Origin of the sequence: Siccibacter turicensis LMG 23730, assembly GCF_000463155.2 — a bacterium.
GTDB classification, from domain to species: Bacteria; Pseudomonadota; Gammaproteobacteria; order Enterobacterales; family Enterobacteriaceae; genus Siccibacter; species Siccibacter turicensis.
Map to the genome: position 1 here is coordinate 420,152 of NZ_AWFZ01000042.1, position 15,000 is coordinate 435,151.

The following is a 15,000-nucleotide window of genomic DNA, read 5'->3' on the forward strand; positions in this document are numbered from 1 at the left end:
GGCAAGGATGATGGCCCAACTCTCGTTAAAACACATACAAAAAATCTACGACAACCAGGTTCACGTGGTGAAGGACTTCAACCTTGAGATTGAGGACAAGGAGTTCATCGTCTTCGTCGGGCCATCCGGCTGCGGGAAGTCCACCACGCTGCGCATGATCGCCGGGCTGGAGGCGATCAGCGGCGGTGAGCTGCTGATTGACGGGGTGCGCATGAACGATGTTCCGCCCAAGTCACGCAATATTGCGATGGTGTTCCAGAACTACGCGCTTTACCCGCACATGTCGGTGTACGACAACATGGCTTTCGGCCTGAAGATGCAGAAAATTGACCCCGACACCATCGCCGAGCGGGTGAACTGGGCGGCGCAAATTCTGGGGCTGAAGGAGTACCTGAAACGTAAACCCGGTGCGCTCTCCGGCGGCCAGCGTCAGCGCGTGGCGCTGGGGAGGGCGATCGTGCGTGAAGCCGGCGTCTTCCTGATGGATGAGCCGCTCTCCAACCTGGATGCCAAACTGCGCGTGCAGATGCGGGCCGAAATCAGCCGCCTGCACAAGAAGCTCAACACCACCATGATCTACGTGACCCACGATCAGACGGAAGCCATGACCATGGCGACGCGCATTGTGATTCTAAAAGACGGCATCATCCAGCAGGTGGGCGAGCCAAAGGCGGTGTACAACGCACCGGCCAACATGTTCGTCGCGGGCTTTATTGGCTCACCGGCAATGAACTTTATTCGCGGGGCGATAGACGGCAGTGACTTTGTCACCGAAACCCTGCGTCTGCCGATCCCGGCGCCGCAGCTGGCGGCGCTGCAGGCCCGGCAGTCTCAGCGTAAGGCGGTGACGCTCGGTATTCGCCCGGAGGATATTCATACCCGGCCAGCGGGAGAGGGCAATGCCGAAGCGCGCATTACGGTGGCGGAGCTCACCGGGGCGGAATTCATGCTGTACGTCACGGTAGGCGGGCATGACATCGTGCTGCGCACCGCCGCCGACGGGCATCATCAGGCGGATGAGAAGGTGGGGATAAAATTTGATATGAGCAAATGCCACTTTTTCGATTCCGAAACGGAAGCCGCTATTCGCTAAGGATGCAGTAACACCGGAGCCGCACTGGCTCCTTTTTTTGTTGTATTTGCACTGTGTAAAAGGAAAGACATATGAAAAAGTTGGTAACGCTCTCGCCCCTGTTTGTGCTGTTCACCGCTGCCGCGGCGCACGCCGACAATACGCCTGCTCCGGCGTGGCATTATAATATCGGGGCCATGTACGAAATCGAAAACGTCGAGGGGCAGGAAGATGACAAAGACGGTTTATATGAGCCGTCGGTCTATTTTAATGCCGCGTACGGCGACTGGACGCTCTCCGTGGCGATGTATCAGGAAGGGCCGGCGGATTACAGCAACTTTACCCGCGGCGGCTATTTTAACCGCCCGGAGATGAGCGTGCGCTATCAGTTTATTGATAATGAACAGGCGACCTTCGGCGTCACCGGGAATGTGCGTAACTACGGCTATCACTTTAAAAATGACGACGGCTCTCAGGCCGGTACGGCAAATACCGTACGCTACGGCTTAACCCCCGACTGGAATATCACCTTCGATCCCCGGTGGAGTTTTAACGGCTGGCTGTCGCTCTATCAGTTCCGCAACGATCTCGATGAGACCGGCTATTCTGACAGCCGCATCGAGGCGGAAACCGGCATTAAATATAAATTCAACGACACAGTCTCGCTTAAAACGAACTACTATATCGAACGCGGGTTTAACATCGATAGCGACCGCAATAACGGCGAGTTTTCCACCCAGGAGATGCGCATTTATCTCCCCATCGAACTGGGCACCAACACCTTTACCCCTTATACCCGCCTGACGATCGATCGCTGGAGCAACTGGGACTGGCAAACCGATCTCGATCGCGAAGGGCATAATTTCAGCCGCATCGGCTTATTCTACGGACACGATTTTTCTAACGGTCTGTCGATGTCGCTGGAATACGCCTATGAGTGGGAAGACCACGATGACAAACACACCAGCGATGACCGGTTTCATTACGCCGGTATCGGCGTGAACTACGCGTTCTGAGGACAGGTGTTCGGTAAATCGGGGAGCCTGGCGCTCCCCGAATGCGCTCAGCCGAGCGAGGCGGCCTGAGTAATCTCGGTATCGACAATCACCCGCCGCGATGCGGGCTTGCCGTGCAGCCGGGCGAACAGCAGGGCGCTGCTCTCCTCGCCCAGCGCCTGGGTAGGAACGTTAATCCCGCACGGCGGCGGGGAGAGCATAAAGGAGAGCAGCTCGTTGCTGTAGCCCACCACCGCCAGCTCATCCGGAATGGCAATACTCTTCTGCGCCGCGACACGATAAATACTCATCAGCTTCAGGCTGTCGGTAGCGAATATCGCCTCGGGCAGCGGCTGCCCGGTAAACAGTTTTTCCACGGCGTCGCAGGCGCTTTGCTGGGTATATCCCCCGTCCACGATATAACGCCGATCGACATCAAGCTGATGCGCGGCTAACGCCTGTTTAAAGCCGTTGAGTCGGTCGAGCGACACATGATACTCCAGCGGCGCATGCAGGCAGGCAATACGCCGATGCCCCTTATTAATCAGCGCTTCGGTGAGCGCCACGCTGTCGTGAAAATTATCGGTATCGACCGAGCAAATATAGTTGTACTCGCCCTCCACCCGGCCAATGACCACCACCGGCACGCCGTAATTATCCAGCTCGGCAAAAAAGCGTTCGTCGGCCGGCGAGCTGAGCATAATTATGCCCTTGACCATTTTCTGCTTAATTTTGGCGAGGCACTTTTTCAGGTCATCCTCGCTGTTTTTCGAGGTTTGCAGAATAACGTCAAATCCCTCGCGCTCCGCCCTGGCGGTAATGGCATGCAGCACTTCGGAAAAAAAGGGGTTGCCGTGGGTGGTGGCGGTGGAGCGCGTGGAGATAACCATGATGGCGTCAAAGCCCGAGGAGGTGAGGGCGCGCGCCAGCTTATTTGGCTGATAATTGAGTTCGTCAATGGCTTTTAATACCCGGTCGCGCGCGTCATCGGAAATATTGGTCTGATTATTCAGCACCCGGGACACGGTGGATTTAGACACCTTTGCCACACGCGCAATATCATAAATAGTGGGCGACATATCTGCACAATGCTCCATCACAACGCGACTGGCGGTCATCTTACTCACCGCTGCATACAGTGTCTATTGCACAGCCGGACTATTTTCCCCGCTGGCGCCGCGATTGAATAATCAGCTTTTCACCCCCATAAATAACGGTGGCCGGCAGGCTGAGACCGACAGGGCCGCGCCTGCATGGGCGCGGAAATTTACGATACACTGCCTGCTGAAAAGCCGACGACACGGGAAAGTTATGAAGCGATTAACAAACGAAATTCATGCGCTGGTGAATCGTGGCGTGGACCGACACCTGCGTCTGGCGGTAACCGGATTGAGCCGCAGCGGAAAAACCGCGTTTATTACCGGGATGGTCAATCAGCTGCTTAACCTGCACAGCGGGGCGCGGCTTCCGCTGCTGAGCGCCGCCCGCGAAGAGCGCCTGCTCGGCGTGAAGCGGGTGCCGCAGCGTGACTTCGGCATCCCGCGCTTCACCTACGACGAGGGCATCGCCCAGCTGTATGGGACGCCGCCCGCCTGGCCGACGCCGACGCGGGGCGTCAGTGAAATCCAGCTGGCGCTGCGCTATCGCACCACGGATTCACTGCTGCGTCATTTCAAGGACACCGCCACTCTGTGGCTGGAGATTGTCGACTACCCCGGCGAATGGCTGCTTGACCTGCCGATGCTGGCCCAGGACTACCCGAGCTGGTCCCGGCAGATGACCGGACTGCTCACCGGCGATCGCGCGGTGTGGGCCGCACGCTGGCGCGAACTGTGCAGCACGCTAGACCCGCTGGCCCCGGCGGATGAAAACCGCCTGGCGGAGATCGCCCAGGCCTGGACCGACTACCTCGCCACCTGCAAGCGCGAAGGGCTGCACTTTATCCAGCCCGGTCGCTTCGTGCTGCCGGGCGATCTGGCCGGCGCGCCGGTACTGCAGTTTTTCCCCTGGCCGGACGTGGACGCCATCGGCGAAACCCGGCTGGCCCAGGCAGATAAAACCACCAACGCCGGGATGCTGCGCGAGCGCTACAACTACTACTGCGAACGGGTGGTGAAGGGCTTTTATCGCGACCACTTTTTGCATTTCGATCGCCAGATTGTACTGGTCGACTGTCTGCAACCGCTCAACAGCGGCCCGCAGGCGTTCAACGACATGCGTCTCGCCCTGACCCAGCTGATGCAGAGCTTTCACTACGGGCAGCGCACTCTGTTTCGCCGCCTGTTTTCGCCGGTCATCGACCGCCTGCTGTTTGCCGCCACTAAAGCGGACCACGTCACCGTGGATCAGCACGCCAACATGGTGTCGCTGCTCCAGCAGCTGATTCAGGAGGCGTGGCAGAACGCCGCGTTTGAAGGCATTGCGATGGACTGCATGGGGCTGGCCTCCGTGCAGGCGACCCGCAGCGGGCTGGTGGACGTCAACGGAGAAAAAATCCCGGCGCTGCGCGGCAACCGCCTCAGCGACGGCGCGCCGCTGACCGTCTACCCTGGCGAAGTGCCGGCCCGGTTACCCTCCACGGCTTTCTGGGAGAAACAGGGCTTCCAGTTTGAGGCTTTCCGGCCCATGAGCATGGACGTTGACCAGCCGCTGCCGCATATCCGGCTCGATGCCGCCCTGGAATTTTTAATCGGAGACAAATTACGATGAGCGATCCGTTAAAGCCGCGTATCGATTTTGCCGACCCGCCGGAAAGCACGGTTGAGGAGCAGTACCGCGGGGCGCATGCCTTCAGCGAACCGGAAGCCGAGCGCTTTATGCCGGTTACCGCCTCGGACGAAACAATAATCGAAGAAGGGCCAGCGGAAGCGGCGGTGGATGCCGCGCTGCGCCCGAAACGCAGCCTGTGGCGCCGGATGGTGACCGCCGGACTGGGGCTGTTTGGCGTCAGCGTCGTGGCGCAGGGGATACAGTGGGGCTGGCAGGCATGGCAGACTCAGGACTGGATCGCTCTGGGTGGCTGCGCCGCCGGGGCGCTGATCGTCGGGGCCGGTGTGGGCTCGCTCGCCACCGAGTGGCGCCGCCTGTACCGCCTGCGTGAGCGGGCCGACGCGCGTGACGAGGCCCGGGTGCTGCTTGCCAGCCACAGCATGGGTAAAGGGCGGGCGTTCTGCGAGCAGCTTGCCCGTCAGGCCGGACTCGATCAGGGCCATCCGGCGCTGCAGCGCTGGCATGCCGCCATTCACGAAACCCAGAACGACCGCGAAGTAGTGACGCTTTATGCGCATCTGGTCCAGCCGGTGCTGGATGCCCAGGCGCAGCGGCTTATCAGCCGCTCGGCGGCGGAGTCGACCCTGATGATTGCCGTCAGTCCGCTGGCGCTGGTGGATATGGCCTTTATCGCCTGGCGTAACCTGCGGTTGATCAACCGCATTGCCGCTATCTACGGTATCGAGCTGGGCTACTTCAGCCGCATCCGCCTGTTCCGGCTGGTATTGCTCAATATCGCCTTCGCCGGCGCCAGCGAACTGGTGCGTGAGGTTGGCATGGACTGGATTTCCCAGGATCTGGCCGCCCGGCTGTCGGCCCGTGCCGCGCAGGGTATCGGCGCCGGGCTGCTGACCGCGCGACTGGGCATCAAAGCCATGGAAATATGCCGCCCGCTGCCGTGGTTCGATAACGACAAGCCAAAGCTGGGGGATTTCCGCCGCCAGCTGATTGGTGAAGTCAAAGCGGCAATGCAGAAGGGCAAAACGCCACAGTAAAAAAAGAGGCGTCGTCATGGGACGACGCTGAACCGCGCGCGGGAAACCTGGGGGCTATCTTCACGCGCTTCACGCGCTTCACGCGCTTCAGGCCTGACCGCCTGACTTTACGGCAGGGCGCCCGTTTTTGCGCCAAAGTGTCAATGATTGTTGACAGATAGCTTCCCGGTGCCGGAGAGACAGAGTATTATCGGACCACCTTGCCCCTCTACCGTAAAGGCTGCTGTTATGCGTCTGGAAGTATTTTGTGAAGACCGTATTGGTTTGACCCGTGAACTGCTCGATCTGCTGGTGCTGCGCAGCCTTGACCTGCGCGGGATTGAGATTGACCCGGTCGGGCGCATCTACCTCAGTTTCTCTTCTCTTGACTTCGACGCCTTCAGCAGCCTGATGGCGGAAATCCGCCGTATCTCCGGCGTAACGGACGTGCGCACCATTGCCTGGATGCCCTCCGAGCGCGAACACCGGGCGCTTAGCGCGCTGCTGGAGGCGCTGCCGGAAGCGGTGCTGTCGCTGGACATGAAAAGCAAAGTGGAGCTGGCGAACCCGGCAAGCTGCGCGCTGTTTGGTCAGAGCGAAGACAAGCTGCGCAACCTCAATGCGTCAAGTCTGGTTGCCGGTTTTAACTTCTTGCGCTGGCTGGAGAGCAATCCCGTCGAGTCACACACCGAACACGTGGTGATCGGCGGCCAGAACTTCCTGATGGAAATCACGCCGGTTCACCTGGAGAACGAGCAGGAGGGCAGTCTGCTGACCGGTGCGGTGGTGATGCTACGCTCAACGGTGCGGATGGGTCGTCAGTTGCAGAACCTGACCCAGCAGGATCTCAGCGCGTTCAGCCAAATTGTTGCGGTAAGCCCTAAGATGCGCCACGTGCTCGACCAGGCGCGCAAGCTGGCGCAACTCAATGCGCCGCTGCTTATCGTCGGCGATACCGGCACCGGGAAAGATATGCTGGCGCACGCCTGCCACCTTGCCAGCCCGCGGGCCGACAAGCCTTACCTTGCGCTCAACTGTGCTTCGATCCCGGAAGATGCGGTAGAGAGCGAGCTGTTTGGTCATGCACCGGGTGCCTGGCCGACGGCGCTTGAGGGCAAAAAAGGGTTCTTTGAGCAGGCTAACGGCGGCTCGGTGCTGCTCGATGAGATCGGCGAGATGTCGCCGGGCATGCAGACCAAGCTGCTGCGTTTCCTGAACGACGGCACCTTCCGCCGCGTAGGGGAGGACAGCGAAGTTCATGTCGACGTTCGCGTCATCTGTGCCACCCAGAAAAACCTGGTCGAGCTGGTGCAGAAAGGGGCGTTTCGCGAGGATCTCTATTACCGCCTGAACGTGCTGACGCTGAATCTGCCGCCGCTGCGCGACCGCCCGCAGGACATCATGCCGCTTACCGAAATGTTCGTGGCCCGTTTTGCCGACGAGCAGGGGCTTGCGCGTCCGAAGCTCTCCAGCGAGCTGAGCACCATCCTGACCCGCTACTCCTGGCCGGGTAACGTGCGCCAGCTGAAAAACGCCATCTACCGCGCCCTGACCCAGCTTGAAGGGTATGAACTCAAGCCTCAGGATATTCTGCTGCCGGACTTTGACGCCACGGCGCTGCCGGTGGGCGAAGAGGCGATGGAAGGGTCGCTGGACGATATCACGCGCCGCTTCGAGCGCTCGGTACTGACCCAGCTTTACCGCACCTATCCCAGCACCCGTAAGCTGGCAAGACGGCTTGGCGTCTCCCATACCGCGATTGCCAATAAGCTGCGTGAATATGGCTTAAGCCAGCGCAAGACCGAAGAGTAGGCACAAAAAAGCCTCCGTCAGGAGGCTTTTTTTATGGCGCAGATAACGCGATCAGGCGTTGAGCGCGTTCAGGGCCGCGCTGTAGTCCGGCTCCTGGGTGATCTCATTAACCAACTGGCTGAACACTACGTCGTCGTTCTCGTTAAGCACGACCAGGGCGCGCGCGGTCAGGCCCTTCAGGGCGCCTTCAGCTATAGCCACGCCGTACTGCTGCTGAAACTCCGGGTTGCGCAGGGTAGAGAGGGTGACCACGTTGCTCAGGCCTTCCGCGCCGCAGAAGCGTGACTGGGCGAACGGCAGGTCGGCGGAGATGCACAGCACCACGGTGTTGTCCATTTCAGTCGCCAGCTGATTAAACTTACGAACCGACGCGGCGCAAACGCCGGTGTCGATGCTCGGGAAAATATTCAACACTTTACGCTTGCCAGCATACTGGCTCAGCGCCACATCAGAGAGATCTTTGGCGACCAGGCTGAACGGCTGCGCTTTGCTGCCAGGCTGCGGGATCTGACCGGCAACGGATACGGGATTACCCTGAAAATGGACGAGTTGTGACATGGTTATCTTCCTGTTTACATAGAGTTAACGTCGTCGGCTAGTGTATGCCATGATGAAGTGTTTGAATATACAAAGTTAAATTAGTGAGATGAATGCGTGACCGGCCAAAACTGTGTCCTGGCTCGCATTATGTACCCCGCTGTCCCAGGAGAGAAGGTGATGAGAACCGTCAGGGTGTACGAAGAAGCATGGCCGTTACATACCCCTTTTGTTATCGCGCGCGGTAGCCGCAGCGAAGCCGTGGTTGTGGTGGTGGAAATCAGCGAAGACGGCATTAAGGGCGTGGGCGAGTGCACGCCCTATCCCCGTTATGGGGAGAGCACCGCCTCGGTGCTGGCCGAAATCGCCGCGCTGATCCCCCAGCTTGAAGCGGGCATGTCGCGCGAGTCCCTGCAGCAGGCGTTGCCGGCGGGTGCGGCACGCAATGCCGTAGACTGCGCGCTGTGGGATCTTGAGGCGCGTCAGCATCAGCAGACGCTGGCCCAGTACCTCGGGACGACCATCCCACCCGAGATCGTGACCGCGCAGACGGTGGTACTCGGGGATGCGCAACAGATGGCCAGCAGCGCGGCGCTGCTGTATGAGAAGGGCGCCCGGCTGCTCAAGGTTAAGCTCGACGACCACTATATCACCGAGCGCATGATGGCGATCCGCGCCGCGGTGCCGGACGCCACGCTGATTGTCGATGCCAACGAGTCCTGGCACAGCGAGGGGCTGGCGGCCCGCTGTCAGCTGCTCGCCGATGTGGGAGTGGCGATGCTGGAGCAGCCGCTGCCTGCCAGCGACGACGGCGCGCTGGCAAACTTCATTCATCCACTGCCGATCTGCGCGGATGAGAGTTGCCATACCCGGAGCAGCCTGAAGGCGTTGCAGGGGCGCTATGAGATGGTCAACGTCAAGCTGGATAAAACCGGCGGGCTGACCGAGGCGCTGGCGCTGGCGACCGCGGCGAAGGAGCAGGGGTTTGACGTGATGCTGGGCTGTATGCTCTGTACTTCGAGAGCCATCAGCGCGGCGCTGCCGCTGGTGTCCCGGGCGCGGTTTGCCGATCTTGACGGCCCGACCTGGCTGGCGGTGGACGTGGAGCCGGGCCTGCCGTTTGGCACCGGCTCGCTGCGGTTTTCCGATTACCAGTGAAGCAGACGGGTCATGGCGTCCAGATAGCGCGCCGTGGCCTCATCCGCGGAAACCGGCGGGAATTCGGCGGTGATGCAGTGCAGATCCTGGTCTGCACACCAGCTGCCGAACGAGCCGGGCGTCGCGTATCCCACGCTGCTGACCAGCGGCAGTTCAAACGCCTGTGCCAGCCACTCACCGAGCGGGCTTTTCCTCGCATCCTCAATACAGCCCAGCGGATCGTGAAACGACACGACCCACGCCGGTTTAATGCTGTGGATCAGCTGGCACAGCGCCGCGGTTTCCGGCTCGGAGCCGGCCCTCTCGCCGGTTGACAGCAGTACGTCGCGCTCGCTGGCCTCAGAGTTCCAGCGGTACACCGTCTCGCCGGGCCGCCAGTTGGCCGCCGGAAAGTTGCGGTTGAGATCGACGCCGCGCGCGTTGGCGCGCAGCCCGAGCTGACAGCCGTCGGGATTCACCGCCAGCACCACGTGGTGACGACGCAGCGCGGGCTCAAGGCTGCGCAGGGCGCAGGAGAGCGTCACCTGGGCGGCACCCTCGTCGCCGTGGGTGGCGGCAATAATCAGCCCGCTCTTCTCGTGGGCTTCAGGGGCAGGGAACCACAGCAGCGGCGCACCCAGTACGGATTCTCCGTAGCGCCGGGAGTGCAGGGGCAGCATGCCGCGATCGGGGCGGGGACGCAGGGTCGTCATCTCTTTCCTTATTAACTCAGCCGGTTATGTTCGCAGTGTTAAGCAAAACGGCCGTTTCGGCAAGCCACTTACCCGGCCTGGTTCACGCTTTCGGGCTGCAAACGCCGCGCGGGAATAAGGATCTGTAATAGAGTATGACGAGCGTGTGAAAGCCGCATGGCAGAATGATGACGACGCGCCGACTATACTGTGTAAAAATCAAGGGATTAGCCTTATATCTTCGCAGCGGCCCGTCGGGCGCGGCGTATTCAGACTGAATCAGAAGGGGATCGCATGAAATTGCCTGTGGGATGGTCTTGTTTTGCAGTACTGGTGGCCGGGGCGTTTTCCAGCGCCTGGGCCGCTGACGTGCCGGCGGGCGCCACGCTTGCCAAAAAGCAGGAGCTGGTGCGTCACATTAAAGATGAACCTGCGTCGCTCGACCCGGTGAAAGCCGTGGGCCTGCCGGAGATCCAGGTCATTCGCGATCTGTTTGAGGGGCTGGTCAATCAGGATGAAAAAGGCACGCTGATCCCGGGCGTCGCTACCCGCTGGCAGAGCAATGACAACCGCGTCTGGACTTTTACCCTGCGCGATGACGCCCGCTGGTCTGACGGCACGCCGGTCACCGCGGATGATTTTGTCTACAGCTGGCAGCGCCTGGTCGACCCGAAAAACACTTCGCCGTTTGCCTGGTTTGCCGCGCTGGCGGGCATTGCCAACGCGCAGGCGATTATTGATGGCAAGCAGGCGCCTGCCACGCTGGGCGTCAGGGCGACGGATAAGCGGACCCTGACGGTGCAGCTCGACAAGCCGGTGCCGTTCTTCCCGAACCTGGCGGCAAACTTTGCGCTCTACCCGGTGCCGAAAGCGACAGTTGAAAAATTCGGCAACGACTGGACGAAGCCTGGAAACCTGGTGGGGAACGGCGCTTACGTGTTACAGGATCGCGTGGTGAACGAGAAGCTGGTGGTGGTGCCGAATACCCACTACTGGGACAACGCCAAAACCGTGCTGCAAAAGGTCACCTTCCTGCCCATCAACCAGGAGTCTGCCGCCACCAAACGTTATCTGGCAGGGGATATCGACATCACCGAGTCGTTCCCGAAGAACCTCTATCAGAAACTGCTGAAGGATATCCCCGGTCAGGTCTATACCCCGGCGCAGCTTGGCACCTATTACTATGCGTTTAACACCCAGAAAGGGCCGACGGCGGATCCCCGGGTGCGTCTGGCGCTGAGCATGACCATAGACCGGCGGCTGATGGCGGAAAAAGTATTGGGTACCGGCGAAAAGCCGGCCTGGCGCTTCACGCCGGACGTTACGGCAGGCTTTACGCCGCGCCCGGCGCGCATGGAGGAGATGAGCCAGCAGGAGCTGAACGCCGAAGCGAAGACTCTGCTTAAGGCTGCAGGATACGGGCCTGGCCGTCCGCTTAACCTGACGCTGCTCTATAACACCTCTGAGAACCACCAGAAGATCGCCATTGCCGTGGCGTCGATGTGGAAGAAAAACCTCGGCGTGGACGTGAAGCTGCAGAACCAGGAGTGGAAAACCTATATCGACAGCCGCAACACCGGGAACTTCGACGTTATCCGCGCCTCCTGGGTGGGGGATTACAACGAGCCATCGACCTTCCTGTCGCTGCTGACCTCTTCCCACAGCGGGAACATCGCGCGCTTTAAGGATCCGGCCTATGACAAAGTGATCGAACAGGCCAGTATCGAAACCACCGACAACGCGCGCAACGCCGATTACAACGAAGCGGAAAATATCATTGCCAGCAAAGCGCCGATTGCGCCTATTTACCAGTACACCAACGGGCGACTGATCAAGCCGTGGCTCAAAGGGTACCCCATCAACAACCCGGAAGACGTGGCCTACAGCCGCACCATGTATATCCTCGCGCACTAGGTTGCGATGAAAAAAAACCACGCCTCAGGGCGTGGTTTTTTTTATCTCTGCTGCTGAAAGAAACCCGGCGCGAGCCGGGCACCTCAGGCTATCATCATCAACAGAACAGGTGTCATCCGGCGTTGTTTTTTATTGTGCCGGACCCTCCAGAGGAGGAAAACAAAAGGCATATACCGCGCGGCAGATGGCATTATCCGGCAGCGCAGCGGAACAGACGCTAACGCGTTTTTTCGCGCCGGGCAATATGCCGCGGCAGGCGTGGCCATCCGGTCGGGCGTCGAAAACGCGGTTACGACGCCGGATTCTGGTGAAAGCGTGGGGATGATGCGCTCCGGGCTGACATAACCTCACGTGCCGGGACGGTTTTCAGGCAGGAAATATTATTTATTGCGGCTGGCATAACCTGCTGCGCCGCCGTGGAAAAGCACTTCCCGTGAAGGGGTTGCGTCGGCGGCAGGGCTGGCTAGACTACAGCATCATGTCTGACCCGGAAAAAGAGGGAACGTGGAGACAATTAAAGGTTGCGACCTGAACGTGCCGGATGCGGTGTACGCCTGGATACTGGACGGCAAGGGCGGGGTAAAACCGCTCGACAATGCGGATATCATCGATAAAACGCACCCCTGCTGGTTACACCTTAACTATACCAATCCGGAAAGCGCGGAGTGGCTGGCGACCACGCCGCTGCTGCCGAATCCGGTGCGTGATGCGCTGGCCGGCGAGAGCACGCGCCCGCGCGTCTCGCGCATCGGGGAAGGGACGCTGATCACCCTGCGCTGCATCAACGGCAGCACCGATGAGCGCCCGGATCAGCTGGTGGCGATGCGCCTCTATCTCGACGAGCGGCTGATTATCTCCACCCGGCAGCGCAAGGTGCTGGCGCTGGACGACGTCATTCACGACCTCAACGAGGGCACCGGGCCGGAAAACATCGGCGCCTGGCTGGTGGACGTGTGTGATGCCCTGACCGATCACGCCAGCGAATTTATCGAGCAGCTTCACGACCGCATTATCGATCTGGAGGACAACCTGTTGGATGAGCAGTTCCCGCCGCGCGGTTTTCTGGCGCTGCTGCGCAAGCAGCTTATCGTCATGCGTCGCTATATGGCGCCGCAGCGCGACGTGTACGCCCGGCTTGCCAGCGAGCGTTTCCCGTGGATGGATGACGACCAGCGGCGTCGCATGCAGGACATTACCGACCGCCTCGGGCGCGGGCTGGATGAGATCGACGCCTGCATTGCGCGCACCAGCGTGATGAACGATGAAATCGCGCAGATGATGCAGGAATCTCTGGCGCGCCGCACCTACACCATGTCGCTGATGGCGATGGTGTTTCTGCCCAGCACCTTCCTGACCGGCCTGTTCGGCGTCAATCTCGGCGGTATTCCCGGCGGGGGATGGCACATGGGCTTTAGCGTTTTTTGTATCATGTTAGTGGTGTTGATCGGTGGTGTTATTCTGTGGTTACATCGAAGTAAATGGCTGTAAATGCAACGAATTTTATCTGCGATCGCGCTCGCAAAGCTGCGAAACATTGAGCAACATCAATAATTCATACGGATAGTTGGGGCAATATCTTTCCCGCAGGTGAATGCAACGTCAAGCGATGGGCGTTGCGCTCCATATTGTCTTACTTCCTTTTTTTGAATTACTGCATAGCACACTTGATTCGTACGAAGCCGACTGAATGTCGGCTTTTTTTTTGCCTCATGCTCAGTAACCACTACCCTTAAAGTACGGGTATACCTTACAGGAGGCAGCAATGGCGATTCACACTCTACGCATGAGCGACCCGATACCGAGCGATCCGGTGCCGGTGCCCGACCCGATTCCCAGGCCGCAGCCGATCCCCGACCCGCCGCTGGAGCCGGACCCGAAACCGATAATCGATCCGCCGCCCCACATGGGATAGCGATAAAAAAAGCCCTCCGCTGGAGGGCTTTTTGCTATTTGATTTCCAGAACGTCGAGGCGCTGTAGCGGCCGCTCGTCGTCCTCTTCCGGCTGCCAGCCTGCCGGCGTCAACGGGATATCTTCCCGGTCAAACGCCAGATCGCCGCCGTCGACCACATCCGCGCCGTGGCGAATGCCCTTGAAGTCGAACAGATTAATGTCGCTCAGGTGCGACGGCACCACGTTCTGCATCGCGCTGAACATGGTTTCGATGCGGCCCGGATAGCGTTTATCCCAGTCACGCAGCATATCGGCGATAACCTGACGCTGCAGGTTCGGCTGGGAGCCGCACAGGTTGCACGGAATGATCGGGAAGCCTTTGGCCTGGGAGAAGCGCTCAATGTCCTTCTCACGGCAGTAGGCGAGCGGGCGGATAACGATGTGTTTTCCGTCGTCGCTCATCAGCTTCGGCGGCATGCCCTTCATTTTCCCGCCGTAGAACATGTTCAGGAACAGGGTCTGCAGGATGTCGTCGCGGTGGTGGCCCAGCGCGATTTTCGTGGCGCCCAGCTCCGTGGCGGTGCGGTAGAGAATACCGCGGCGCAGGCGCGAGCAGAGCGAACAGGTGGTTTTCCCTTCCGGAATTTTCTCTTTAACGATGCCGTAGGTATTTTCCTCGACGATTTTGTACTCCACGTCGAGGTTAGCCAGGTATTCCGGCAGGATATGCTCCGGGAAGCCCGGCTGTTTCTGATCGAGGTTGACCGCCACCAGACTGAAAGAGATAGGCGCGCTCTGCTGCAGATTGCGCAGGATTTCCAGCATGGTATAGCTGTCTTTGCCGCCCGACAGACACACCATAATGCGATCGCCGTCCTCAATCATATTGAAATCGGCAATGGCTTCACCGACGTTGCGGCGCAGGCGCTTCTGAAGCTTGTTAAGGTTGTACTGCTCTTTCTTACTGATATCGTGAGTATCTTGCATGTATGCGTGTCTCTGACAACGAAGGGGCGTGGTAACGCGCCGGACGAACGGTCGGCGTTCGCCGCCGTTCATCTTCAGGTAAAAGTATGCGCCGTATGGTACGGATTCCGGCGACGAATACCAGAAGGATCTACAGTGAAACGCGTCCTGGCGGGGCAGAGGCGCCATAACCGGGCGGATCCATGTGCCGAAGCGCACGGTGGGAAGAGGGTGACGACG

General features: G+C 59.8%; 13 protein-coding genes. 9 read left to right on the forward strand and 4 right to left on the reverse strand.

What is annotated here, in order from left to right:
* Nucleotides 1–10 precede the first annotated feature (10 nt).
* Entirely contained in the window at nt 11–1,093 is a 1,083-nt protein-coding gene (locus DW58_RS13965) for an ABC transporter ATP-binding protein (protein WP_024547574.1), read from the forward strand.
* Between the two features lie 71 nt (nt 1,094–1,164).
* Entirely contained in the window at nt 1,165–2,088 is a 924-nt protein-coding gene (locus DW58_RS13970; protein WP_024547575.1) for an OmpG family monomeric porin, read from the forward strand.
* 47 nt (nt 2,089–2,135) lie between these two features.
* Here DW58_RS13970 and DW58_RS13975 read toward each other — a convergent pair whose 3' ends face one another.
* Entirely contained in the window at nt 2,136–3,146 is a 1,011-nt protein-coding gene (locus DW58_RS13975) for a LacI family DNA-binding transcriptional regulator (RefSeq protein WP_024547576.1), read from the reverse strand.
* Between the two features lie 232 nt (nt 3,147–3,378).
* On the opposite strand from DW58_RS13975, the gene DW58_RS13980 reads away from it, so the two are divergent.
* The 3 genes from DW58_RS13980 (at nt 3,379) to tyrR (ending at nt 7,622) form a co-directional block, all read left to right on the forward strand.
* Nucleotides 3,379–4,776, forward strand: a complete 1,398-nt coding sequence (locus tag DW58_RS13980) for a YcjX family GTP-binding protein (RefSeq protein WP_024547577.1) — start codon at nt 3,379–3,381, stop codon at nt 4,774–4,776.
* Nucleotides 4,773–5,831 (forward strand): YcjF family protein, encoded by a 1,059-nt coding sequence (locus DW58_RS13985; protein WP_024547578.1) that lies wholly within the window; start codon nt 4,773–4,775, stop codon nt 5,829–5,831. The genes DW58_RS13980 and DW58_RS13985 overlap by 4 nt, the downstream gene beginning before the upstream one ends.
* Nucleotides 5,832–6,059: 228 nt before the next feature.
* A complete protein-coding gene (gene tyrR, locus DW58_RS13990; RefSeq protein ID WP_024547579.1) occupies nt 6,060–7,622 on the forward strand; it encodes a transcriptional regulator TyrR in 1,563 nt (520 codons plus the stop codon).
* A gap of 51 nt (nt 7,623–7,673) precedes the next feature.
* Here the strand turns inward: tyrR and tpx are convergent, their stop codons facing one another.
* Nucleotides 7,674–8,180 carry a thiol peroxidase gene (gene tpx / locus DW58_RS13995; RefSeq protein WP_024547580.1) on the reverse strand — a complete coding sequence of 169 codons (507 nt, stop codon included), beginning with the start codon at nt 8,178–8,180 and terminating at the stop codon, nt 7,674–7,676.
* A gap of 159 nt (nt 8,181–8,339) precedes the next feature.
* On the opposite strand from tpx, the gene ycjG reads away from it, so the two are divergent.
* Complete coding sequence (ycjG, locus tag DW58_RS14000; protein WP_024547581.1) at nt 8,340–9,317, forward strand: L-Ala-D/L-Glu epimerase; 978 nt, start codon at nt 8,340–8,342, stop codon at nt 9,315–9,317.
* Here ycjG and mpaA read toward each other — a convergent pair.
* The gene (gene mpaA / locus DW58_RS14005; RefSeq protein ID WP_024547582.1) at nt 9,308–10,009 is read right to left on the reverse strand and encodes a murein tripeptide amidase MpaA; all 702 of its coding nucleotides are present in this window, start codon (nt 10,007–10,009) and stop codon (nt 9,308–9,310) included. The two genes, ycjG and mpaA, sit on opposite strands and share 10 nt — an antisense overlap.
* Before the next feature lie 273 nt (nt 10,010–10,282).
* Here mpaA and DW58_RS14010 point away from each other — a divergent pair, with 273 nt between their 5' ends.
* From DW58_RS14010 to ynaL, 3 genes are all read left to right on the forward strand, one after another.
* Complete coding sequence (locus tag DW58_RS14010; RefSeq protein WP_024547583.1) at nt 10,283–11,902, forward strand: peptide ABC transporter substrate-binding protein; 1,620 nt, start codon at nt 10,283–10,285, stop codon at nt 11,900–11,902.
* A 504-nt stretch (nt 11,903–12,406) separates the two neighbouring features.
* A complete protein-coding gene (zntB, locus tag DW58_RS14015) occupies nt 12,407–13,390 on the forward strand; it encodes a zinc transporter ZntB (RefSeq protein ID WP_024547584.1) in 984 nt (327 codons plus the stop codon).
* A gap of 274 nt (nt 13,391–13,664) precedes the next feature.
* Nucleotides 13,665–13,814: a proline-rich small protein YnaL gene (gene ynaL / locus DW58_RS21195; protein ID WP_162831860.1), complete on the forward strand. Its 150-nt coding sequence runs from the start codon at nt 13,665–13,667 to the stop codon at nt 13,812–13,814.
* Between the two features lie 34 nt (nt 13,815–13,848).
* Here the strand turns inward: ynaL and ttcA are convergent, their stop codons facing one another.
* Nucleotides 13,849–14,781, reverse strand: coding sequence for a tRNA 2-thiocytidine(32) synthetase TtcA (ttcA, locus tag DW58_RS14020; protein ID WP_024547585.1), 933 nt, complete (start codon nt 14,779–14,781; stop codon nt 13,849–13,851).
* Between the last annotated feature and the right edge of the window lie 219 nt (nt 14,782–15,000).

Coding starts and splice junctions, on each gene's coding strand:
- DW58_RS13965 (WP_024547574.1), top strand. CDS start 11: ATGGCCCAACTCTCGTTAAAACACATACAAAAAATCTACGACAACCAG.
- DW58_RS13970 (WP_024547575.1), top strand. CDS start 1,165: ATGAAAAAGTTGGTAACGCTCTCGCCCCTGTTTGTGCTGTTCACCGCT.
- DW58_RS13975 (WP_024547576.1), bottom strand. CDS start 3,146: ATGTCGCCCACTATTTATGATATTGCGCGTGTGGCAAAGGTGTCTAAA.
- DW58_RS13980 (WP_024547577.1), top strand. CDS start 3,379: ATGAAGCGATTAACAAACGAAATTCATGCGCTGGTGAATCGTGGCGTG.
- DW58_RS13985 (WP_024547578.1), top strand. CDS start 4,773: ATGAGCGATCCGTTAAAGCCGCGTATCGATTTTGCCGACCCGCCGGAA.
- tyrR (WP_024547579.1), top strand. CDS start 6,060: ATGCGTCTGGAAGTATTTTGTGAAGACCGTATTGGTTTGACCCGTGAA.
- tpx (WP_024547580.1), bottom strand. CDS start 8,180: ATGTCACAACTCGTCCATTTTCAGGGTAATCCCGTATCCGTTGCCGGT.
- ycjG (WP_024547581.1), top strand. CDS start 8,340: ATGAGAACCGTCAGGGTGTACGAAGAAGCATGGCCGTTACATACCCCT.
- mpaA (WP_024547582.1), bottom strand. CDS start 10,009: ATGACGACCCTGCGTCCCCGCCCCGATCGCGGCATGCTGCCCCTGCAC.
- DW58_RS14010 (WP_024547583.1), top strand. CDS start 10,283: ATGAAATTGCCTGTGGGATGGTCTTGTTTTGCAGTACTGGTGGCCGGG.
- ynaL (WP_162831860.1), top strand. CDS start 13,665: ATGGCGATTCACACTCTACGCATGAGCGACCCGATACCGAGCGATCCG.
- ttcA (WP_024547585.1), bottom strand. CDS start 14,781: ATGCAAGATACTCACGATATCAGTAAGAAAGAGCAGTACAACCTTAAC.